Here is a 25,469-nt window from a genome sequence, read left to right as displayed (position 1 = left end):
GAGCAAGCTCCCTCGCCACAGGGTCATGGCCACATCAAAGTTGTGTAGCGCAGGCAAGTCGACTCCCATAGGAAAGCAACAGCTGCAGCGCGGCATGGTTGTCTACACACATCACGATGCGAAGCGAGCCGCTTTTGATCTTGATCTCAGGCGCCCCGTTAAACCACGCTGGCCGGAATTCGATATTGATTTGGGGGGTAAACCGGCAGGGATGCCGGTTTAGCCGCCCCGCGCCATGGATGGCGCGTGGCGGCGGCCCCCCAAATCAATGTCGGATTACGGGCACACCGAGCCTGAGCGAGGTGCCGAGTGGTGGGGCAAGAGCCTTTTTGGTTACTTTTGGGGCTCTTTTCCAAAAGTGACCCGCCGTAAGGGCGGAACCCTAAGCCGCCGTTACCGCAGCAATGGATATGTACTCATTCCATTCCAACAATCGGGGCGAACTCTCTGGCGGAGGGCCAGTTGGATAGTCGGCGGCTTCCGAGCCGCCACGGGAGCAAGCTCCCTCGCCACAGGTTCATGGCCACACCAAGGTTGTGTAAATACTCTGTGTAGTGCGGGCAAGCCCAGCTCCCACAGAAAAGCAAAAGCTGCAGCGCAGCATGGTTGTCTACACACATCACGATGCGAAGCGAACCGCTTTTGATCCTGATCTCAGGCGGCCCCCCAAATCAATGTCGGATTACGGGCACAACGAGGTGCCGAGTGGTGGGGCAAGAGCCCTTTGCTCATGTCGATCCCCATGCCCCGCTAAGCCACGACCGGAGCGGCGCAAGGCCACCCTTGTCCCTGCTTCCCATGTCACGCCCTGCCTGCCAAACCCCTTAAGTTCCCAGACCTGCCGGAAGCCTCTCCAGGCCCTCCGGCTGCGCCCGCTATTTTTTCAGGGCGCCCAGCATCCCCGATTCAAGCGGCAGCTGAAAACGGACTTTCTCCTTAACCGTGACTTATCAGGCAGGTTACCCCATGCAGTTCAGCGAATTATTGGCAGCGATTTCCACCCATGCGATCCGTCTGCAGACTGAAGAAGGCGACCTGATTATCCTGGGCGACGACGAAGCCCTGAGCGACGCACTGTGGGATCAACTGATCGCCCATAAACCCCGGCTGCTGGCGCTGGTGGCCGAGCACGGTGGTGACTGGCTGAGCCCGGCCTACCGCATCACGCCGTCAATGTTGCCGCTGGTCAATCTCGACCAGGAGGCCATCGATCGTATCGTCGCCGCGATCCCTGGCGGCGCGGCGAACGTGCAGGATATCTACCCCCTGGCCCCGCTCCAGGAAGGCATGCTCTATCACCACCTTTCGGCCGAGCACGGTGACCCCTACGTGCTGCACGCGCAGTTTGTGTTCGACAGCCGCGCACGCCTGGACGCCTTCGCCGAAGCCTTGCAATGGGTGATCGAGCGCCACGACATCCTGCGCACGTCCATGGTCTGGGAGCGCCTCGACGAACCGCTGCAAGTGGTGTGGCGCAAAGCGCCGCTGGTGTGCGAAGAAGTCCGCTGCAGCGGCGACGATGCGCTGGCTCAACTGCAGGCGCGTTACGACGCGCGCACTTACCGCATGGACCTGGGCCAGGCGCCGCTGTTGCGCCTGGTGTTCACAGACGACCCGGCCAACCAGTGGGTGGTGGCGATGTTGCTGTTCCATCACACCATCCTCGACCATACCGCCCTCGATGTGGTGCGCCATGAAATCCAGCTGTACCTGGCCGGCGAGCAAGCCCAGGCCGGTGAGCCCGTGCCGTTTCGCAGCTATATCGCCCAGGTGCATCACGGCGTCAGTGAGCAGGCCCACGAAGCGTTCTTTCGCGAGATGCTGGCGGATATCGATGAGCCGACGTTGCCGTTCGGCTTGCAGGATGTGCACGGTGATGGCCGGGGCGTCGAGGAAGCGCGTATACCCGTCGACAGCGCCCTGAGCCGCCGCCTGCGCGCCTTGGCCCGCCCGCTCGGGGTGAGTGTGGCGAGCATGCTGCACCTGGCCTTGGCCCGTGTGCTGGGCGTGGTCTCCGGCCGCGACGCGGTGGTGTTCGGCACGGTGATGCTCGGCCGCATGGACGCGGGCGAAGGTGGGGAACGGGCCTTGGGCATGTTCATCAATACCTTGCCGCTGCGCGTGGATGTGGGCGAGCAGGGCGTACGCGCCGGGGTCAAGGCGACCCATGAGCGCCTCACCGGCTTGCTCGACCATGAACATGCTTCCCTGGCGCTGGCCCAGCGTTGCAGCGGCGTAGCCGCACCGACGCCGTTGTTCAGTGCGATGCTCAACTACCGTCACAGTGCCGCCACTGATATGGCCGCGGTGATTGAAGTCGCACAAGGCATCCAGGTGTTGGGTGCCGAGGAACGCACCAACTACCCGCTGACGGTCAACGTCGATGACTTGGGCGAAGACTTTGCACTGACCGTGATGGTAGCGGCCTCCATCGGCGCACGGCGGGTGGCCGGCTACCTGCATACGGCCCTGGAAAGCCTGGCCGACGCCCTGGAGCAGCGACCGGATATGCCGCTCAGCGGCCTGAACATCCTGCCCGACACCGAACGCCAGACCCTGCTGCACGACCTCAACCAAAGCCCCTCGCACTACGCCGATAGCGCCCTGATCCACCAGCAAGTCGAAGCCCATGCCGCCGCCCACCCCGAGGCGGTCGCGCTACATTTCGACAACCGGCATCTCACGTACCGCCAACTCAACGAACGCGCCAACCAGGTTGCCCACCGCCTGCTGGCCCAAGGCGTGCGCCCCGACGACCGCGTGGCGATCTGCGTCGAGCGTGGCCTGGAAATGATCATCGGCCTGCTGGGCATCCTCAAGGCCGGCGCCGGTTATGTGCCGATCGACCCGGCCTACCCGCTGGAACGTATCGCCTACACCTTGCAGGACAGCGAGCCCCTGGCCGTATTGGTGCAGGCCAACACCCGTCACCTGGTCGGCGAACTGACGCAGATCGACCTCAACCACCTGCGCCAGGAATCTATCGTCAATCCGCGGCTGCACCTCAGCCCGGCCAACCTGGCCTATGTCATCTACACCTCCGGCTCCACCGGCCTGCCCAAGGGCGTCATGATCGAACACCGCCAGGTGGCGCGGCTGTTTACGGCCACCGAACACTGGTTCGGCTTCAACGCCAGCGATGTGTGGGCACTGTTCCATTCCTTCGCCTTCGATTTCTCGGTGTGGGAAATCTGGGGTGCGCTGATGCACGGCGGGCAGTTGCTGATCGTGCCTCAGTTGGTCAGCCGCTCGCCGGACGAATGCTACACGCTGCTCTGCGAGGCAGGCGTGAGCATCCTCAACCAGACGCCCAGCGCGTTCCGGCAGTTGATCGCCGCCCAGGCTCGCAGCCCCGCCGTGCATTCCCTGCGCCAGGTGATTTTTGGCGGTGAAGCCCTGGAACCGGGCATGCTCAAGCCTTGGTATGCCCGGGCTATCAACGCCGGTACGCAACTGGTGAACATGTACGGCATCACCGAGACCACCGTGCACGTGACCTATCGCGCCCTGCAAGCGGCGGATGCCCAACTGGTGGGCGTCAGCCCGATTGGCGTGCGTATTCCCGACTTGCAGTTGTACGTCCTCGATGCGTATCGCGAGCCCTTGCCGTTTGGCGTGGTGGGCGAGTTGTATGTGGGCGGTGCCGGTGTTGCGCGCGGCTACTTGAACCGGGAGGCGCTGAACGCCGAACGCTTCCTTGCCGACCCGTTCACCGGCCTGCGCATGTACAAGACCGGTGACCTTGGCCGCCTGCTGGCCGACGGCAGCGTTGAATACCTGGGGCGTAACGACGACCAGGTGAAGATCCGTGGTTTCCGCATCGAACTGGGCGAAATCCAGGCCCGCCTGGCCACCGCCGACGGCGTGCGTGACGCGGTGGTGATTGCCCGTGAGGATGAGCCGGGCGACAAGCGTCTCGTGGCCTACGTGATTGCCGAAGGCGAACTCAGCACCGCCGCCTTGCGCGACCATTTGCTGCTGAGCCTGGCTGACTACATGGTGCCCAGCGCCTTCGTATGGCTGGATAAATTTCCGCTCACCACCAACGGCAAGCTCGACCGCAAGGCGTTACCCGCGCCGGATACCGATGCCCTGGTGCGCCGAGGCTACGAAGCCCCGCAAGGTACGGTGGAAACCACTATCGCCGGCCTCTGGCAAGACTTGCTCAAGCTCGACCGCGTGGGCCGTGACGATAACTTCTTCGAACTGGGCGGCCACTCGCTGCTGGCGGTCAAGTTGATCGAACGCATGCGCCAGGTCGATCTCAGTGCCGATGTGCGCGTGCTGTTCGGCCAACCCACCTTGGCCGCGTTGGCGGCGGCGGTGGGCGGGCAACGCGAGGTCCAGGTCCCGGCCAACCTCATCACGGCCGCCAGCACCCACATCACGCCGCAGATGCTGCCGCTGGTGGACCTGGACCAGGCGGCAATCGACCACATCATCGCCAGCGTGCCCGGCGGCCTTCACAACGTGCAGGACATCTATGGCCTGGCCCCGTTGCAAGCCGGCATCCTCTACCACCACCTGGCAACCACCGAGGGCGACCCCTACGTGTTGCAGGTGCAGTTGCGCTTCACCGATCAAACGGCGGTGGACGCGTTCATCCAGGCGCTGCACAGCGTGATCGAACGCAACGACATCCTGCGCACCGGCATTCTCTGGGAAGGGCTGGATGAACCGGTGCAAGTGGTGCTGCGCCAGGCATCGCTGGCCGTCGAGCGCCTTGAATCCAACGGCCTGGATGCCCTGGCCCATCTGCAGCAGCGCTTCGACCCGCGCCACTATCGCCTCGACTTGTCGCGCGCCTCACTGATGCACTTTGCCTACACCCAGGCGGACGGCGGGTTTGCCGGCATCCTGTTGCTGCACCATATCCTGCTCGACCACACCGCCCTGCAAGTGCTGGTGCAGGAGATGAGTGCCAGCCTGTCCGGCAGTGACGCGCACCTGCCTGAGCCCGTGCAATACCGCAATTACGTGGCCCAGGCGCGCCTTGGCGTCACCCAGGCGCAGCACGAAGCGTTCTTCAGCGACATGCTCGGCGACCTCGATGAACCCACCCTGGCGTTCGGCTTGCAGGACGTGAATGGCGATGGCAGCGGTATCATCGAAGCCCATTTGCCCCTGGAACCGGCGCTCAGCCAGGGCCTGCGCGAACAGGCGCGGCAACTGGGCGTGAGCACGGCCAGCCTGGTGCACCTGGCCTGGGCGCACGTACTGGGCCAGGTTTCCGGCCAGCAGGATGTGGTGTTCGGTACCGTATTGCTGGGCCGCATGCAGGGCGGCGAGGGCGCCGACCGTGCGCTGGGGATGTTCATCAACACCTTGCCGCTGCGGGTCAGCCTCGGCGCCGTCGGGGTGCAGGCCGCGGTACGCGCCACCCATGCGCGGCTCGCGCAATTGCTCGGGCATGAACACGCCTCGTTGTCCCTGGCCCAGCGCTGCAGCGGTGTGCCGGGCTCATTACCCTTGTTCAGCACGCTGCTCAACTACCGCCACAGCGCGCCGGGTGAAGCGCCGGGGGACAGCCCGTTCGCCGCTTCGGGCATTGAAATCCTCAGTTCCGAAGAGCGCAGCAACTACCCGCTGGTGCTCAACGTCGATGACGTGGGCACAGGCTTCGCGCTCACCGTGCAAGGCGTGGCCAGTCTGGATGTGCAACGCGTAGGCGAATACATGCTCACCGCATTGCGCCAACTGGTCGGCGCCTTGCAGCAAGCGCCGACCACGCCGTTGCAGGCGGTGTCGATCCTGCCGCCCGCCGAGCGTCACCAACTGCTGGAGACGTTCAACGCGACCCGCCGCGAATACCCGTCGCACCTGACCGTGCACCAACTGTTCGAAGCGCAGGTGCTGGCCCGGCCTGAAGCCGTGGCGGCCGTGCACGGCCCGTTGTCGCTGAGCTACCGTGACCTTAACCGCCGTGCCAACCGCCTGGCCCATCACTTGATCCAGCAAGGTGTGCAGCCGGGTGAAAGCGTGGCGATTGCCCTGCCGCGCTGCCTCGATCTGGTGGTGTGTCAGTTGGCGGTCCTCAAGTGTGCGGCGGTGTATGTGCCGCTGGACATCAATGCCCCGGTGGAACGCCAGGCGTTCATGGTGCAGGACAGCGGCGCGCACCGGGTGCTCAATACCCTGGCCGACCTGAACCTGGATGCGCAATCACCGCGCAATCCAGAGGTGGCGCAAACCTCGGAAAGCGTGGCGTACATCATGTACACCTCCGGCTCCACCGGTGCACCGAAGGGCGTGCAAGTGCCGCACCGCGCCATCTCGCGCCTGGTGCTCAATAACGGTTATGCCGATTTCAACGAGCGCGACCGCGTGGCGTTCGCCTCCAACCCGGCCTTCGACGCCAGCACCCTCGACGTATGGGCGCCGCTGCTCAATGGTGGTTGCGTGGTGGTGGTCGAGCAGGCGGTGCTGCTGTCCCAGGCGGCGTTCGCGACGTTGTTGCAGGAGCAACGGGTCAGCGTGTTGTGGATGACCGCCGGGCTGTTCCATCAGTACGCCGATGCGTTGATGCCGGTGTTGCGCCAGCTGCGTTACCTGATCGTCGGCGGCGATGTCCTGGATCCGCTGGTGATCGGCCGCGTGCTCGAGCATGGCAAGCCTCAGCACCTGCTCAACGGCTACGGGCCGACCGAGGCCACCACGTTCTCCACGACCCACGAGATCACCCGCGTGGGCGAGGGCGGTATCCCCATCGGCCGTCCGATTGCCAATGCTCAGGCCTATGTGCTCGACGCCCGCCAACAACCGCTGCCGCTGGGCGTGGTCGGTGAGCTGTATATCGGCGGCGCCGGTGTAGCCAAGGGTTACTTGAACCAGCCCCAACTGACCGCCGAAAAATTCATTCCGAACCCCTTCGGTGACGGCCTGTTGTACCGCACCGGTGACCTGGCCAGCTGGCGGGCCGACGGTACGTTGCTGTACCAGGGGCGTAATGACCTGCAACTGAAGATTCGCGGCTTCCGTATCGAACCGGGTGAAATCGAGACCTGCCTGGCCACGTACGCCGGGGTGAAGGACGTCGTGGTAATGGCCCGCGAGGACCAGCCTGGCGACAAACGCCTGGTGGCGTACTACACCGCCGACGTCGCGTTGCCGATCGAAGCGTTGCGCACGCACCTGCAAGCCCGGTTGCCGGATTACATGGTGCCCTCGGCCTATGTCTGGCTGGAACTGTTGCCCCTGACCGCCAACGGCAAACTGGACCGCAAGGGCCTGCCGGTACCGGACCAGAGCGCGTTGCTCAGCCGTGGCTACGAGGCGCCGGAAGGCGAAGTGGAAACCCTGCTGGCGCAGATCTGGCAGGACGTGCTCAAGCTCGAGCGCGTGGGGCGGCATGACCATTTCTTTGAGCTGGGCGGGCACTCGTTGCTGGCCGTCAGCCTGATAGAACGCATGCGCCAGGTCGGCCTGAGCGCCGATGTGCGCGTGCTGTTCAGCCAGCCGAGCCTGGCGGCGTTGGCCGCGGCGGTCGGCAGTGGCCGTGAGGTGGTGGTGCCGGCCAATGGCATCCCACCGCGTTGCACCTGCATCGAGCCGTCGATGCTGAGCCTGGTGCAACTCGACCAGGCCGCTATCGACCGGATCGTCGCCAGCGTGCCTGGGGGCGCCGCAAATGTGCAGGACATTTACCCGCTGGCGCCGCTGCAGGAAGGCATCCTCTATCACCACATCAGCGCCGAGCAGGGCGACCCGTATCTGTTGCAATCGCGCATGGCGTTCGACAGCGTGGAGCGGTTGCAGGGTTTCATGAGCGCGCTGCAACAGGTGGTCGCGCGCCACGATATCTTGCGCACGGGGGTGGTCTGGGAAGGATTGGATAGCCCGGTGCAAGTGGTGTGGCGCGACGCGCAGTTGCGGGTGCAGGAGGTTGCCCTGGACCCGGCGGACGGCAGCGTCATCGAACAACTGCACGGGCGTTTCGACGCCCGGCACTACCGCCTGGACATCACCCAGGCACCGTTGCTGCGCATGGTCTACGCCCAGGACCCGGCTCACAACCGAGTCGCGGCAATCCTGTTGTTCCACCACTTGGCGCTGGACCATACCGCCATGGAAGTGGTCGGCCAGGAAATGCGTGCATGCCTGCTCAACCAGGCCGATGACTTGCCCGCAGCCATGCCGTTTCGCAACTACGTGGCCCAGGCACGCCTGGGCGTGAGCGTGGCGGAGCATGAACAGTTCTTCCGGGACATGCTCGCCGACGTCGATGAACCGACCTTGCCCTTTGGTGTGCAGGACGTGCAGGGCGATGGGCGCGACATCGAGGAGGCCGAGCAACCTCTGGACGCCGCACTGGCGTTGCGGGTGCGTGAACAGGCGCGCCTGCTGGGTGTCAGCGCGGCGAGCCTGATGCACCTGGCCTGGGCGCAGGTACTCGGGCTGGTATCCGGGCGCGACGACGTGGTATTCGGCACCGTATTGATGGGCCGCATGCAGGCTGGCGACGGCGCCGACCGTGCGCTGGGGATGTTCATCAACACCTTGCCGCTGCGGGTCGATGTGGCCACCGGCGCCGCCGTTGCGGTCAAGGCCACCCATGCGCGCTTGAGTGCGTTGCTCGGCCACGAACACGCTTCGTTGGCCCTGGCCCAGCGTTGCAGTGGCGTGGCGACGTCCCTGCCGCTGTTCAGCGCGCTGCTCAACTACCGCCATAGCACCCCCGACGAAATGCCCCGCGATGGCCATGGCATCTGGGAAGGTGTGCAACTGCTGGGCGGTGAAGAGCGCAGCAACTACCCGCTGACCTTGAGCGTCGACGATCTGGGCGCAGGCTTCAGCCTGAGCGTACTGGCGCTGCCGCAGATCGGCGCTCAGCGCTTGTGCGGCTACATGCACAGCGCCGTGGAGCAACTGGTCGCGACCCTGGAAAGTGGCGCCACCACCGCGCTCAATCAACTGCCCATCCTGCCGGCAGCGGAGTGCGAAAGCCTGCTGCGCGAGTTCAACATCACCGCGGCGGATTTCCCCACCGGGCATACCGTGCATGGCGCCTTTGAAGCCCAGGTCGAGCGTCAGCCCAACGCGATTGCCGTGCAGCAGGAAGGCGAATCCCTGACCTACCAGCAGCTCAACCAACGCGCCAACCAGTTGGCTCATCACTTGCTGCAACAGGGTGTGCAACCGGATGACCGCGTGGCGATCTGTTGCCGTCGCGGCCCACAGATGCTGGTCGGATTACTCGGCATTCTCAAGGCCGGTGCCGGGTATGTGCCCATCGACCCGGTATACCCCGCAGAGCGTATCGCCTACCTGCTGCAGGACAGCGCCCCGGTGGCGGTGTTGGCCGAGGCCAGTACGCGCGATCTGCTGGGCGCGCTGCCCACGGTGGATCTTCACTGCGACAGCTGGCGGCACCACGCCGTCAGCAACCCGCAACTGACGGCCCTGACACCCGCGCACCTGGCTTACGTGATCTACACCTCCGGCTCCACCGGCCAGCCCAAGGGCGTCATGGTGGAACACCGTACCGTGGAAAACCTGGTGCACTGGCATTGCGAAGCCTTCGGCCTGGATGCGCGCAGCCACACCAGCAGTGTCGCTGGTTTCGGTTTTGACGCGATGGCCTGGGAGGTCTGGCCGGCCCTGTGCGCCGGCGCGACCCTGCACCTGCCGCCCGCCCAGGTGGGCAATGAAAACATTGACGAGCTGCTCGACTGGTGGCTGGCACTGCCGCTGGACGTGAGCTTCCTGCCCACCCCCGTGGCCGAATACGCCTTCAGCCAGAACCTGCAGCACCCGACCTTGCGCATCCTGCTGATCGGTGGCGACCGCCTGCGCCAGTTCACTCAGGAGCGGCGCTTTGCGGTGATCAACAACTACGGCCCTACCGAAGCCACGGTGGTTGCCACCTCCGGTCGCGTGCGCGCCGGGCAGGTGCTGCACATCGGCAGGCCGATCGCCAATGCCCACGCCTACCTGCTCGACGGGCAACTGCGCCCGGTGCCGGTCGGTGTGGCCGGCGAGTTGTACGTGGGCGGCAGCGGTGTGGCGCGGGGCTATCTGAACCGTGCGGACCTGACCGCCGAGCGCTTCCTGCAAGACCCGTTCAACCCGGGGCGCATGTACCGCACCGGCGACCTTGCGCGCTGGTTGCCCGACGGCAATATCGAATACCTGGGCCGTAACGATGACCAGGTGAAAGTGCGCGGCGTACGCGTCGAGCTGGGCGAAATCGAAAGCCGCCTGGCCGCCCTGGAGGGCATTACCGAAGCGGTGGTGCTGGTCCGTGACGGTCGCCTGGTGGCTTGGTTCACCGCGCAGCAACCGCCGGCCATCGAGACGCTGCGCGAGCAACTGCAAGCGCAATTACCCGATGCACTGGTGCCGGTCGCCTACGTCAAACTCGATGCGTGGCCGCTGACCGCCAACGGCAAGCTGGACCGCAAGGCCCTGCCTGAGCCCGATCAAGCCGCCTTGCTCAGCCGCGACTATGAAGCGCCCCAGGGCGATGTCGAAACCAGCCTGGCGCGGATCTGGGCCGAGGTGTTGCAGGTGGAGCGAGTCGGTCGTCATGACCACTTCTTTGAACTGGGCGGGCATTCGTTGCTGGCCGTCAGCCTGATCGAACGCATGCGCCAGGTCGGCCTGAGCGCCGATGTGCGCGTGTTGTTCAGCCAGCCGACGTTGGCCGCACTGGCCGGCGCCGTGGGCAGTGGCCGCGAAGTGCAGGTGCCGCCCAACCGTATTGCCGTCGACTGCATGCACATCACCCCGGACATGTTGACGCTGGTCGACCTCGATCAAGCGACCCTTGACCGGGTCGTCAGCCAGGTGCCCGGCGGCGCCGCCAATGTGCAGGATATCTACCCGTTGGCGCCGTTGCAGGAAGGCATGCTTTATCACTACCTCAGCGCCGAACAAGGCGACCCCTACCTGCTGCAATCGCACCTGGCCTTTGACCGCATTGAGCGCGTGCATGCCTTTGCCCGGGCGTTGCAACGGGTGATCGACCGTCACGATATCCTGCGCACCGGCGTGGTCTGGGAGGGACTGGTGCAGCCGCTGCAAGTGGTGTGGCGCCAGGCCGAGTTGCCGCTGGAAGAGGTGCAGCTGGACGGCGATGTACTGGCGGGGCTGTACGAACACTCCGATGCCCGCCGCTATCGCCTGGATATCCGCCAGGCGCCGCTGATTCGTCTGATGTTCGCCAACGACCCCGCCAACCAGCGCGTGGTGGTGGCGTTGCTTTATCACCACATTGCGCTGGACCACACCGCCTTCGACGTGGTGCTGCGGGAAATGCAGGGTCATTTGCTGGGCCACGCCGCCCCGACCGCCGCGCCCATGCCGTACCGCAATTACGTGGCCCAGGCGCGCCTGGGCGTCAGTGAGCAGGAGCACGAAGCCTTCTTCCGCGAGATGCTCGGCGACGTCGATGAGCCGACCTTGCCGTTCGGCTTGCAGGATGTGCGCGGCGACGGCAGTGAGATCCAGGAACACAACCTGCGCCTGGACAGCGATCTCAATCGCCGCCTGCGGGCCCAGGCCCGGTTGCTTGGCGTGAGCGGCGCGAGCCTGTTTCACCTGGCCTGGGGCCAAGTGCTGGCCGCCACGTCGGGCCGTCACAGCGTGGTGTTCGGCACCGTGCTGGTCGGTCGGATGCAAGGCGGCGAGGGCGCCGACCGGGCACTCGGGGTGTTTATCAATACCTTGCCGCTACGTCTGGATATCGATGCGCAAGGCGCACGCGCCGCGGTGCGTGCGACCCATGCGCGGCTGACCGCGTTGCTCGGGCATGAGCACGCGTCCCTGGCCCTGGCCCAGCGTTGCAGCGGGGTGGCGGCACCGGCACCGTTGTTCAGCTCGATGCTCAACTATCGTCATCGCGGTGCCGCCACCCGTTCCGCCGAGGCGCAGCAGGCGTGGGAAGGCATGCAAACACTGGTCAACGACGGGCGCACCAATTACCCGCTGACGCTGAACGTGGATGACCTCGGCGATGGCTACGAGGTCACCGCCCTGGCGCAGTTCGACGCGCAGCGCGTGTGCGGCTATATGCAGACTGCCTTGGCGGGCTTGGTCGACGCCTTGGAGCAGGCGCCGCACCAGCCGCTCAACCGTTTACCGATTTTGAGCGGCGAAGAGCGGCACAAGCTGCTGGTGACGTTCAACTCGACCGACGTCGACTACAACCTCGACCAGACCCTGCACGGGCTGTTCGAGGCACAGGTTGCGAAGACGCCGAATGCGCCGGCGGTCAAGGCCGGTGAGCAACAGCTGACCTACAACGAACTCAATCAACGCGCCAATCGCCTGGCCCATCACCTGCGGGCGCTGGGGGTACAGCCGGATTCGCGCGTCGGTATCTGCCTCGAGCGCGGCCTGGACATGGTGGTCGGCCTGTTTGCCATCCTCAAGGCCGGTGGCGGTTACGTGCCGCTGGACCCGGCGTACCCGTTGGAGCGTATCGCCTACATGCTGCAGGACAGCGCGCCGGTGGTGGTGCTGGCGCAGGCTGCCACCCGCGCGTTGCTGGGTGACGTGCCGCTGCTGGATCTGGACCAGGACACCTGGCAGCACCAGCCTGTCACCAACCCCCACGTGCCGGGCCTGACCGCCCGGCACCAGGCTTATGTGATCTATACCTCGGGCTCTACCGGTCAGCCAAAGGGCGTGATCAACGAACACATCGGCGTGGTCAACCGCTTGCTGTGGATGCAGGACGCCTACGGCCTCAAGGCCCATGACGCGGTCCTGCAGAAAACCCCGTTCAGCTTCGACGTGTCGGTGTGGGAATTCTTCTGGCCGCTGTTTACCGGCGCACGTCTGGTGATGGCGCGCCCAGGCGGGCACAAAGACCCGGCGTACTTGTGCGAAGTGATCGAGGCGGAACACATCACTACGTTGCACTTTGTACCGTCGATGCTGGACGTATTCCTGGCCCATGGCGATGTTGGCCAAGCCGCCGGGCTGGTGCGTGTGATGTGCAGCGGCGAAGCCCTGCCGGGCAGCCTGGTGCGGCGTTTCAAGCAGCAGTTGCCGGGGATCGGCCTCTACAACCTGTATGGCCCGACCGAAGCGGCGGTGGACGTGACCGCATGGAATTGCGCACGCCCCGAGGTGCCGGACAACACGCCGATCGGCAAACCCATCGCCAACACCCGTATGTATGTACTGGATGCGCAGTTGCAGCCGGTGCCCCTGGGTGTGGTCGGTGAGTTGTTCATCGGCGGTGTGCAAGTGGCGCGGGGTTACCTGAACCGTCCGCAACTGTCCGCCGAGCGCTTTCTCAAAGACCCGTTCACCGACGGGCGCCTGTATCGCACGGGCGACATCGGGCGCTACCTGGCCGACGGCAATATCGAGTACCTGGGGCGTAACGATGATCAGGTGAAGATCCGTGGCCTGCGCATCGAGCTGGGCGAAATCCAGGCGCGCCTGCTGGAGCATGCGCACGTCGACGAAGCGGCGGTGGTGGCCCGCGAAGATCGGCTGGTTGCCTATTACACCGGCGTGCTGACCGACATCGAACAGCTGCGCGCCCATCTGTTGCAGCACCTGCCGGACTTTATGGTCCCGGCCCTGTTCGTGCACCTCGACGCGCTGCCCCTGAGCCCCAACGGCAAGTTGGACCGCAAGGCGCTGCCGCTGCCCGGCATGGAGGCGTTGAGCGTGCGCGAATACGAGGCGCCTGCAGGTGACACCGAAACCCTGCTGGCTCGGCTCTGGGTCGAACTGCTGGGGGTGGAACGGGTAGGGCGTCACGACAATTTCTTTGAACTGGGCGGGCATTCGTTGCTGGCCGTGAGCTTGATCGGGCGCTTGCGCCAGGAAGGCATGGAAGCCGACGTACGGGCGCTGTTCGAACAGCCGACCCTGGCCGGCTACGCCGCTGTAATCGAACAAATGGAGATCGTCCTGTGAGCATTCTAGAACTGCTGGCGACGCTGCAAACCAAGGGTGTCCAATTGGCGCTCAAGGGTGAGCAGTTGTCGGTACAAGGTAATAAACAAGCCCTGGAAGACCCGGCGCTTCTGGGCGCGCTGCGCGAACACAAACCGGCGCTGATCGAGTTGATCAAAAGCGGCGAATACTCGGCGACCAAGGCCGGTGAACGCTCGGTACCGGCCAATGGCATCCCGCTAGGCGCCGAGTGCATCACACCGGCGATGTTGACCCTGTCGACCCTGAGCCAGGAGGAGATCGACTGCCTCGTCGCTACAGTCGACGGCGGCGTCGCGAACATCCGGGACATCTACCCGTTGGCGCCGTTGCAGGAGGGCATTCTGTTCCATCACGTCAGCGCCGAGCAGGGCGACCCCTACGTGATGCAGTCGCAGTTCGCCTTCGACAGCCTTGAACGGTTTGACGCGTTTGCCCAAGCTTTGCAGGTGGTCATGGACCGTCACGACATCCTGCGCACCGGCGTGGTCTGGGAGGGGTTGCGGGAACCGTCGCAAGTCGTCTGGCGCCAGGCGCGCCTGCCGGTGCAGGCCCTTGAGCTGGACCCTGCCGACGGCGACATCGCGGCGCAGCTGCACGACCTGTTCGACGCCCGCCACTATCGCCTCGACGTAACCCGGGCGCCGCTGCTGCGCCTGGTGCGTGCCCATGACGCGGTGAACGCGCGCATTGTCGCCACCTTGCTGTTCCACCATATGGCCCTCGACCACAGCGCCCTCGAAGTGGTGTGCCATGAAATGCAGGCATGCCTGTTGGGGCAGGGCGGAGCGCTCGGCCAGGCGGTGCCGTTTCGCAACTATGTAGCCCAGGCGCGACTGGGGATCAGCGAGCAGGAGCACGAAAGTTTCTTCCGCCAGATGCTCGGCGATATCAGCGAGCCGACCTTGCCGTTCGGCTTGCAGGATGTGCAGGGTGATGCCCGCGCAATTACCGAAGTCAGCCTGCCGCTGGCGCCGGAGCTGGGCCAGCGCTTGCGTGCCCAGGCCCGGCAATTGGCGGTAAGTGCCGCCAGCCTGTTTCATATGGGCTGGGCGCAGGTGCTGGGCGTGCTCGCCGGCAAGCGGCAGGTGGTGTTCGGCACGGTCTTGATGGGCCGCATGCAAGGCAGCCATGACACCGATCGCGCGCTCGGTATCTTCATCAACACCTTGCCGTTTCGCGTGGACCTGAACGGCCAGGACGTGCGTGAAGGGGTCAAGGCTACCCATGCGCGGTTGACCACGCTGCTGCGTCATGAGCATGCGGCGCTCGCGCTGGCGCAGCGCTGCAGTGGGGTAGCGGCGCCGACGCCATTGTTCAGTGCCTTGCTCAATTATCGTCACAGTGCGCCGGCAGCGAGTGCGCAGGCGCTATCGGCGTGGTCAGGCATCGCCGCGCTCAGTGCCGAGGAGCGCACCAACTACCCATTGACCTTGAGCGTGGATGACCTCGGCGACCGTTTTGGCTTGAGCCTGCTGGCCAGCAACCTGATGGACCCGCATCGCGTCTGCGCCTATCTGCAAACCGCGCTGGAAAACCTGGTGACGGCGCTGGAACAAGCGCCACACACTGCGCTCGATCAAATCACGGTAGTGCCGGCAGCCGAACGACAGCTGCTGCTCGAACAGTTCAACACGACCCAGGCCGACTTCCCCCAAGGCACCACGCTGCACGCTCGTATCGAAGCCCAGGCCGTGCTCACGCCCGACGCTGTGGCAGCCGTGCACCAGGGTCGGCAACGCACCTATGCCGAGCTGAATCAGCAAGCCAACCTGCTCGCCCATCACTTGTTGGCCCTGGGCGTAAAGCCTGACGACCGCGTGGCCATCGTCGCCCGCCGTGGCCTGGACACCCTGGCCGGGTTGCTGGCGATCCTCAAGGCGGGTGCCTGCTATGTGCCGGTGGACCCCTCCCACCCGGCCGAGCGCTTGAACTACCTGCTGAGCGACAGCGCGCCGGTGGCGGTACTGACCCAGCACGCTTTGCTCGACCGACTGCCGACGCTGGACGTACCGGTGATCAACCTGGATCGCTACACCTGGCAGCACCATTCGGCGAGTAATCCCAACACCGCCGTCACCCCGTCGAACCTGGCCTACGTGATCTACACCTCCGGTTCCACCGGGCTGCCCAAGGGCGTGATGGTGGAACACCACACCGTGACCAACCTGGTGGACTGGCATTGCCGCGCCTTCGACCTGTGTGCCGGGCGCCACACGGCCAGCGTGGCGGGGTTCGGCTTTGACGCGATGGCCTGGGAAGTGTGGCCGGCGCTGTGTGTGGGCGCGACCCTGCACCTGGCGCCCGCCCATGACGGCAGCGAAGACATCGACGCGTTGTTGGCGTGGTGGTGCGCACAACCGTTGGACGTGTGCTTCCTGCCGACACCGGTGGCCGAGTACGCCTTCAGCCAGCAGATCGAACACCCGACGCTGCGCACCTTGCTGATCGGAGGGGATCGCCTGCGCCAGTTTGCGCGGGCCCAGCGCTTTGCCTTGATCAACAACTATGGTCCTACCGAAGCCACGGTGGTTGCCACCTCCGGCAAGGTCGAGGCGGGGCAGCCGCTGCATATCGGCAAACCCATCGCCAACGCCACGGTGTACGTGCTGGATGAGCAGCAACGCCCGGTGCCCCTGGGTGTGGCGGGCGAGTTGTATGTGGGCGGCAAGGGCGTGGCGCGCGGTTACCTCAACCGCCCGGAACTGACCGCCGAACGCTTCCTGCAAGACCCCTTCAACCGTGGGCGCATGTACCGCACCGGCGACCTGGTGCGTTGGCTGCCGGACGGCAATCTCGAGTACCTGGGGCGTAACGACGACCAGGTGAAAATCCGCGGCATGCGCATCGAGTTGGGCGAGATCGAAACCCAGCTCAACCAACTGCCGGGCGTTCTTGAGGCCGTTGTGTTGGTTCGTGACGAGCGCCTGGTGGCCTACTTCACCGAGCGTCCACAGTTGGACCCGCTGACGGTGGGCGTCATCCGAGCGCATCTGGTGGCTCACCTGCCGGACTACATGGTGCCGGTTGCCTTCGTGAAACTGGACGCGCTGCCGTTGACCGCCAACGGCAAGCTCGACCGCAAGGCCCTGCCGGCACCGGACATGGCGGCGGTATTTACCCGCGAATACGAGGCGCCCCACGGCGAAATTGAAACCCAACTGGCGCAGATCTGGGCCGAGGTGCTGCAGGTTGAGCGCGTCGGGCGGCGTGACCATTTCTTCGAACTGGGCGGGCATTCGTTGTTGGCTATGCGCATGGTCTCCCAAGTACGCCAGCGCCTGGGCGTGGAGCTGTTGCTGGGGGATTTGTTTGCCAACGCCGAGCTTGCCGCCGTCGGCGAAGTACTGGCCCAGGCGGGGCGCAGCACCTTGCCGGATATCCTCCCGGCCAACCGCGATGAAGACATTCCGCTGTCTTTCGCCCAGCAGCGCCTGTGGTTCCTGGCGCTGATGGAAGGCGCCAACACCGCCTACAACATCCCCATTGGCCTGCGCCTGCGCGGGCAGTTGCATGTGGAGGCGTTGCAACGGGCGCTGGCCCGCATCGTCGCGCGGCATGAAACCCTGCGCAGCCGTTTCGCCCAGCACGGTGACGAAGCCCAGGTGCTGGTGGTTCCGGCCGAAGAGGTATTGCCCCTGCAAGTGCAGGACCTGCGCCGCCACCCGCAACCGCAACAGGCACTGGACGCCTTGATCCATGGCGAAGCCTCGGCGCCGTTCGACCTGGAGCGCGGTCCGTTGCTGCGCGGGCGCCTGGTGGTAATGGCCGACGAACACCATGTGCTGTTACTGACCCTGCACCATATCGTTTCCGATGGCTGGTCCATGGGCGTGCTCACTCGCGAGTTGATGACGCTGTACCGTGCGTTCAGTCACGGCCAGCCCGACCCGTTGCCGCCGCTGCCAATTCAGTACGGCGACTTTGCCGTGTGGCAGCGCTTGTGGTTGAGCGGCGAAGTGCTGCAGCGCCAGAGCACCTATTGGCAGCAGGCCCTGGACGGTGCACCGGCCTTGCTCACGCTGCCCACGGACCGCCCGCGCCCGGCGCAACAGGACTACGCCGGCAGCAGCGTTGCCGTGCGCCTGGATGAACGCCTTACTGCCGGGCTCAAGGCCTTGAGCCAACGGCATGGCACCACGCTGTACATGACCTTGATGACGGCCTGGGCGTCGTTGTTGTCACGGTTATCCGGGCAGCAGGACCTGGTGATCGGTACGCCGGTGGCCAATCGCACGCGCAGCGAGGTGGAAGGGCTGATCGGGCTGTTCGTCAACACCCTGGCGGTGCGCATCGATACCTCGGGAGCGTTGAGCACCGAGGCATTGCTGGCGCGGGTCAAGCGCCTGACGCTGGCGGCCCAGGCCCATCAGGACCTGCCGTTCGAGCAGGTGGTGGAAATTACCCGGCCGGTACGCAGCCTGGCCCATAGCCCGGTGTTCCAGACCCTGCTGACCTGGCAGGACAGCAGCGCACCGGCGTTGGCGCTGGGCGACCTGGCATTGGAGAGCATTGTGGAGAACAGCCACTTTGCCAAGTTCGACCTGTCCCTGGACCTGGGAGAAGTGCAGGGCACTCTCATCGGATCGCTGGAATACGCGGTGGCGTTGTTCGATGAATCGACGATTCAGCGCTATGTCGGCTATTTCACCCGAGTCTTGCAGGCCATGGTCGATAACGACCAGGCCGTGCTGGAACATGCACCGCTGGTGGATGAGCGCGAGCGCCAGCACCTGCTGTTCGACTTCAACGCGACGCAGGTCGACTACAACCTCGACCAGACCCTGCATGGGATGTTCGAGGCTCAGGTCGAGCGTTCACCGCACGCGGTGGCGGTCAAGGCCGGTGACCGGCAATTGACCTACGCCGAACTCAACGCCCAGGCCAACCAGTTGGCCCATCACCTGCTGGCGTTGGGGGTACAACCGGGCTCGCGGGTCGCGATCTGTGTGGAGCGCGGCCTGGAAATGGTGATCGGCCTGTACGCGATCCTCAAGGCCGGTGCCGGTTATGTGCCGTTGGACCCGGCGTACCCGCTGGAGCGCATCGCCTACATGCTCAAGGACAGCGCACCGCTGGTGGTGCTGGCCCAGGGCACGACGCATACGTTGCTGGGCGGGGTGCCGGTGATCGACCTGGACCGTCCGACCTGGCAGCACCTGCCTGCCGAAAACCCGCAGGTGGCAAGCCAGACCGCGTATGTGATCTACACCTCCGGTTCCACCGGCCAGCCCAAGGGCGTGATCAACGAGCATCCGGCGGTGGTCAACCGCCTGCTGTGGATGCAGGACGAATATGGCCTGAACGCCGATGACACGGTGCTGCAGAAAACCCCGTTCAGTTTCGACGTGTCGGTGTGGGAGTTCTTCTGGCCGCTGTTTACCGGTGCACGCCTGGTGATGGCGCGCCCGGGCGGGCACAAAGACCCGGCCTACCTGTGTGAAGTGATCGAAGCGGAGCGCATCACCACCTTGCACTTTGTACCGTCGATGCTCGACGTGTTCCTCGCCCACGGCGATGTGAGCCAGGCCCGCGGGCTGGTGCGCGTGATGTGCAGCGGCGAAGCCTTGCCCGGCAGCCTGGTCCGACGCTTCAAGCAGCAACTGCCGGGCAGCCAGTTGCACAACCTGTATGGTCCGACTGAGGCGGCGGTGGATGTGACGGCATGGAATTGCGCCGGGCCGGTGACGCCGGACAACACGCCGATCGGCAAGCCGATTGCCAATACCCGCATGTACGTGCTGGATGAGCAATTGCAGCCGGTGCCGCTGGGCGTGGTGGGCGAACTGTTTATCGGCGGCGTGCAAGTGGCACGGGGGTATCTGAACCGCCCGGAGCTGACTGCCGAGCGCTTCCTCGACGACCCGTTTACCCCCGGCCGTCTGTATCGCACCGGGGACGTGGGCCGCTACTTGCCCGACGGCACCCTCGAATACCTGGGGCGCAATGACGACCAAGTGAAGATCCGTGGCCTGCGCATCGAACTGGGGGAAATCCAGGCGCGGCTGCTGGAGCATGCACAGGTCAACGAAGCGGCGGTGGTGGCCCGCGAAGACCGGCTGATCGCTTACTACACCGGTGCGCAGGCCGATATCGAACAGCTGCGTGCCCATCTGCTGCAGCACCTGCCGGAATTCATGGTGCCGGCCATCTTCGTGCATCTGGAGGCGTTGCCCCTGAGCCCCAACGGCAAGCTCGACCGCAAGGCGCTGCCGGCACCGGGCCTGGATTCGGTGGTGGTGCGCGAATACGAAGCGCCCCAGGGCGACACTGAAATCAGCCTGGCCAGCCTGTGGGCCGAGCTGCTCAACGTGGAGCGCGTAGGCCGTCACGACAACTTCTTCGAGCTGGGCGGGCACTCGTTGCTGGCGGTCAGCCTGATGGGGCGCATGCGGCGCCTGGGGTTGTCGGCGGATGTGAAAGTGCTGTTCGGCCAACCGACGCTGTCGGGGCTGGCGGCGGCGTTGGGCGGCGGGCGCGAGGTGGTGGTGCCGCCCAATGGGATCGGCGCGCAGTGCAGCCATATCACACCGGACATGCTGCCGTTGATCCAGCTCGATCAGTCGGCTATCGACCGTATCGTCGCCTGCATCCCGGGCGGTGCGACAAATGTGCAGGACATCTACGCCCTGGCGCCGTTGCAGGCCGGAATGCTCTATCACCATCGTGCAACGCAAGGCGCTGACGCCTATGTGTTGCAGGCGCAGTTTGGCTTTGACAGCCAAGTGCGCCTGGACGCCTTCGTCAACGCGTTGCAGGCGGTGATCCAGCGGCATGACGTGCTGCGCTCGTCGTTTCACTGGGATGGCTTGGACGAGCCGGTGCAAGTGGTGTGGCGCACGGCCTCGTTGAGTGTTGAAACCGGAGCGTTGCCGCAACGTCTCGACCTGGGCCAGGCACCGCTGATGCGCCTGGTTTGCAGCGAGGCGTCGCAAGGGGTGGTCGCCACGCTGCTGTTCCACCACTTGGTGATGGACCACGTCGCCCTGGAAATCCTGCAACACGACCTGCAGGCATTTCTGCTGGGCACTCAGGACACCCTGGGGGCGGCCGTGCCGTATCGCAACTACGTGGCCCAGACCCGACTGGGCGTGGAGGATCACGAAGGGTTTTTCCGCGAAATGCTCGGTGAAATCGATGAGCCGACTGAAGTCGAGCCACTGGGCGCCGATGAGCAGGTGCACCTGGCGTTGGCGCCGCTATTGAGCCAGCGCCTGCGCACCCAGGCACGGCTTTCGGGTGTCAGCGCGGCCAGCCTGATGCACCTGGCCTGGGCGCATGTGTTGGGCAAGGTGTCGGGCCGTGAGCACGTGGTGTTCGGCACGGTAATGCTCGGCCGTCTGCAAGGTGGCGAAGGGGCCGAGCGGGCCATGGGGGTGTTTATCAATACCTTGCCGCTGCGGGTCGACCTCGGTGAACACTCGGTGCGTGATGCACTGCGCGCCACCCACGCACGTCTGACCCAACTGCTCAGCCATGAACACGCACCCCTGGCCTTGGCCCAACGTTGCAGCGGTGTGCCGGCGGGTACGCCGTTGTTCAGCGTGCTGTTCAACTACCGCCACAGCGCGCCGCAAGCCGGTGGCGTCGCCGAGGCGTGGCAAGGTATTCAATTGCTCAAGGCGCAGGAGCAGACCAACTACGGGCTGTCGCTGAGCGTGGATGACCTGGGCGACGGTTTCAGCCTCAAGGCCATGGGGCAGGGCGCCCGTCGCCTGTGTGACTACCTGAACGTGGCCCTTGAGCACATGGTGCAGGCGTTGGAGCAGGGCAGCGATATCGCGATCGGGCGCCTGCCGATACTGCCCGCGCTCGAGCATCAGCAATTGCTGGGTTTCAATGCGACCACTCGCACGTTCCCCCGTGAACACACGGTGCAGCGCCTGTTCGAAGCCCAGGCCCAGGCGCGACCTGACGCGGTGGCGGTACTGCACGGCGAGCAACGCCTGAGCTACGCAGACTTGAACACCCGCGCCAATCGCCTGGCCCATCACCTGATAGGCCTGGGCGTACAACCGGGTGACCCTGTGGCGATCCTGTTGCCGCGTTCGATGGATCTGCTGGTCAGCCAACTGGCGATCCTCAAATGCGCAGCCGCCTATGTGCCGCTGGACATCAACGCCCCGGCCGAGCGCCAGGGTTTCATGCTGCAAGACAGTCGCGCGGCCTGGCTGTTGACCCGCAGCGACACGGGCTTTGAGCATTCGGCGCAGCGGCTGGACTTGGACACCCTGGTCCTCGACCCGCAACCGAGCCATAACCCGGACCTGTCGCAGGCTTCGGACAGCGTGGCGTACATCATGTACACCTCCGGCTCTACCGGCACGCCCAAAGGCGTGTTGGTGCCTCATCGCGGGATCACCCGGCTGGTGCTCAACAACGGCTACGCCGACTTCAATGCCGGCGACCGCATAGCCTTCGCCTCCAACCCGGCATTCGACGCCAGCACCATGGACGTATGGGGAGCGTTGCTCAACGGCGGCCAGGTGCAGGTGATCGACCACGCCACCTTACTCGACCCGGCCGCGTTCGGCGCCGCCCTGGAAGGCGTCACGGTGCTGTTCGTGACCACGGCGCTGTTCAACCAGTACGTGCAGATGATTCCGCACGCCCTGGCCGGCCTGCGCATCCTGTTGTGCGGCGGCGAGCGGGCCGACCCGGCCGCCTTCCGCACGTTGCTGGCACGCGCACCGGCTGTGCGCCTGGTGCATTGCTATGGGCCGACCGAAACCACCACCTACGCCACTACGTATGAAGTGCGTACGCTGGCTGAAAGCGCCGACAGCGTGCCTATCGGCGGGCCGATTTCGAATACCCGGATCTATGTGCTGGATGCGCAATTGCAGCCGGTGCCAGTGGGCGTGAGCGGCGAGATCTGCATCGGTGGCGACGGCGTGGCCAACGGGTATTTGAACCGACCGGAGCTGACCGCCGAGAAGTTTGTGGATGACCCGTGCAACCCCGGCAGCCTGATGTACCGCACCGGCGACCTTGGGCGCTGGACCGCGGACGGCCTGCTGGAGTGCATCGGGCGCAACGATGATCAGGTGAAGATCCGCGGCTTCCGCATTGAGCTTGGTGAGATCGAAGCGCGCCTGGGCGCGTTCGAGAGTCTGCGGGAGGCGGTGGTGTTGGCCCGTGAAGACGTGCCGGGCGACAAGCGTCTGGTCGCGTATTTCACCTGGGCCGGCGAGCCGGTCAACGTCGACGCCGTGCGTGCCTATCTGCAAGGCCAGTTGCCGGAGTACATGGTGCCGTCGGCGTACATACCCTTGGCGCAGTTGCCGTTGACCGCCAACGGCAAGGTCGACCGCAAAGCCTTGCCCGTGCCTGACATGGAGGCGCGCGGCCAGCGCGAGTTTGAAGCCCCGGTGGATGACCTGGAGCACACCTTGGCGCAACTCTGGGCCGACGTGCTGAAGCTTGCGCAGGTAGGGCGCCATGACAGCTTCTTTGAGTTGGGCGGGCATTCGTTATTGGCGATCCGTCTGGTCAACCTGATGGAAGAGGCGGGTGTGCCGGTGTCGTTGGCCGAACTGTTCCAGCATGCCAGCGTGGCGTCGGTGGCAGCGATGCTGCGCCAGCGTGGCGATGAGCCGGTGCGTGAGACGTCGGTGGTCACGGTGCGCAGCGACGGTTCGCAGCCGCCGCTGTTCCTGGTGCACGAGTTCAGTGGCATGGACGTGTACTTCCCGGCGCTGGGCCAGCATCTGCCGGGTGATTACCCCATCTATGGCCTGCCGGGCGTGCCCCTTGGCGAGCTGCACCTGAACACCATGGAAGGGCTGGCGGCGCGCCTGGTCGGCTTGATTCGCGAGCTCCAGCCCCATGGCCCGTACCGGCTTGCCGGATGGTCGTTTGGCGGTGTGCTGGCCTATGAAGTCGCCATGCAGTTGTTGGGGCTGGACGAGCCGGTGGCGTTCCTCGGGTTGATCGACAGCTACGTGCCGCGCATGACCGACCAAGGCAAGGCGCGCTGGAGCGGCGCGGATGCACTCAAGCGCCACTTGCTGTTGCAGTGCAGCGCGTATTGGAAAGCACAGGGAGGTGTAAATGAGCTGGCGAGTCTTGAGCAATTGGAGGCAGGCATTGGACAGTTGGACTTTGCGGGCCTGCTGCAACGCTGTCGCGATCAAGGTCTGCTATACGCGCAAATGGCGGCGGCGACGGACGCGGACCTGCTGAGTTTTATCGAGCGGGAAGTGGGACACGGGCATGCGCTGGCGCATTACAGCCTGTTCCCGCTGCCGGTGGCGGTGCATCTGTTCAGCGCGCAAGAGCGGCCCACCGAGCTGGCGCGACGCAGTGATTCCCTGGGTTGGAGCGACGCTCTGGCGCCTGGGCAACTGCGCCGGGTGGAGGTGCCGGGGGATCACCAGAGCATGATGCAGTCGCCGCATATCCAGGCGTTGGGACGCGCGCTGGGCGAGGCATTGGCGACCTGTACGCCGGTCACGCAGGCCTCGCATCAACCGCTGCTGCGCATTCAAAGCGGCCGTGCAGGGCACGCCCCGATCTTTTGCGTGCCGGGGGCAGGTGACAGCGTCACCGGGTTCGTCGGCCTGGGTGAAGCGCTTGGGCGTGACTGGCCGCTGTATGGCTTGCAGCCCCGTGGCCTGGACGGCGAAGCGGTGCCCCACAGCCAAGTTGAAGCGGCGGCGCAGTGTTACCTGGCCGCGCTGGAACACGAGTGCCCGCTGGGACCGGTGCACCTGGTAGGTCATTCGTTTGGCGGCTGGGTTGCGCTGGAGATGGCGCTGCGCTTACAGGCGGCGGGGCGTGAAGTGGCGTCGTTGACGGTGATCGACAGTGAGTCGCCCGGTGGCAACGGCGTGGTGGGGCGGCCGTATACATCGACGGCGGCGCTGCTGCGGTTGATCGAGGCGATGCAGTTGTCGGCCGGGAAGTCACTGGGGATCGATCCGCTGGCGTTTGCCGGGTTGGATGAGGTGGCCCAGCGGCAATGTTTGCATGCGGGGATGGTACGCGTTGGTTTGCTGCCTGCGCGCGCGGCGGTGGATGCGATGAACGGGCCTTCGCGTACCTATGCGGCGGCGTTGCGCACGGTGTATCGCCCGTTGCAGCGGTACCGCGCAGTGGTGCGGTTGGTGTTGGCGCAGGACCCGACCCTGGACACGGCGGGTAATCAGCGCGAGCAGGGGTTGATGATTGAAGGCTGGCGACGCCAGGGCGCGGGGCTGGAGGTGTGGTATGGCGAGGGAAATCATTTCACCTTGCTCAAAGCGCCGAATGTCCACGGGTTGGCGCAGTGGTGGCTTGAGCGCTTGGTGATTGGGGAGGTGGTGTCTTGATGGCTGTACATCGATCCAAAGGTGAGAGGGGCGGTGATGGCTATCTCCCTGATGCAGGGGGATGCAAATGGGGGAGCGGGCCTCCTGTGGCGAGCAAGCTTGCTTGCGCTGGGGTGCGAAGCGCCCCCCATAAAGCCGGAGACTGCTGCGCAGTCAGCGGGAGCAAGCTCCCTCGCCACAGCATGCTCCCTGGCTACAGCAAGCGGGGCGGGTCTCCTGTGGCGAGCAAGCTTGCTTGCGCTGGGGTGCGAAGCGCCCCCC

General features: G+C 65.2%; 2 protein-coding genes. Both read left to right on the top strand.

Annotated features, from left to right (window positions below; genetic code table 11):
- Nucleotides 1-966 precede the first annotated feature (966 nt).
- Nucleotides 967-13,878, top strand: coding sequence for a non-ribosomal peptide synthetase (locus tag M5B97_RS13015; RefSeq protein WP_248731658.1), 12,912 nt, complete (start codon nucleotides 967-969; stop codon nucleotides 13,876-13,878).
- Entirely contained in the window at nucleotides 13,875-25,208 is an 11,334-nt protein-coding gene (locus M5B97_RS13010) for a non-ribosomal peptide synthetase (protein WP_248731657.1), read from the top strand. The genes M5B97_RS13015 and M5B97_RS13010 overlap by 4 nt, the downstream gene beginning before the upstream one ends.
- Nucleotides 25,209-25,469 lie beyond the last annotated feature (261 nt).

The organism is Pseudomonas sp. MWU13-2517, from assembly GCF_023242545.1.
Classification (GTDB): domain Bacteria; phylum Pseudomonadota; class Gammaproteobacteria; order Pseudomonadales; family Pseudomonadaceae; genus Aquipseudomonas.
Note: the sequence above shows the minus strand (reverse complement) of the source record. Positions and strands in the feature narration are given on the sequence as shown.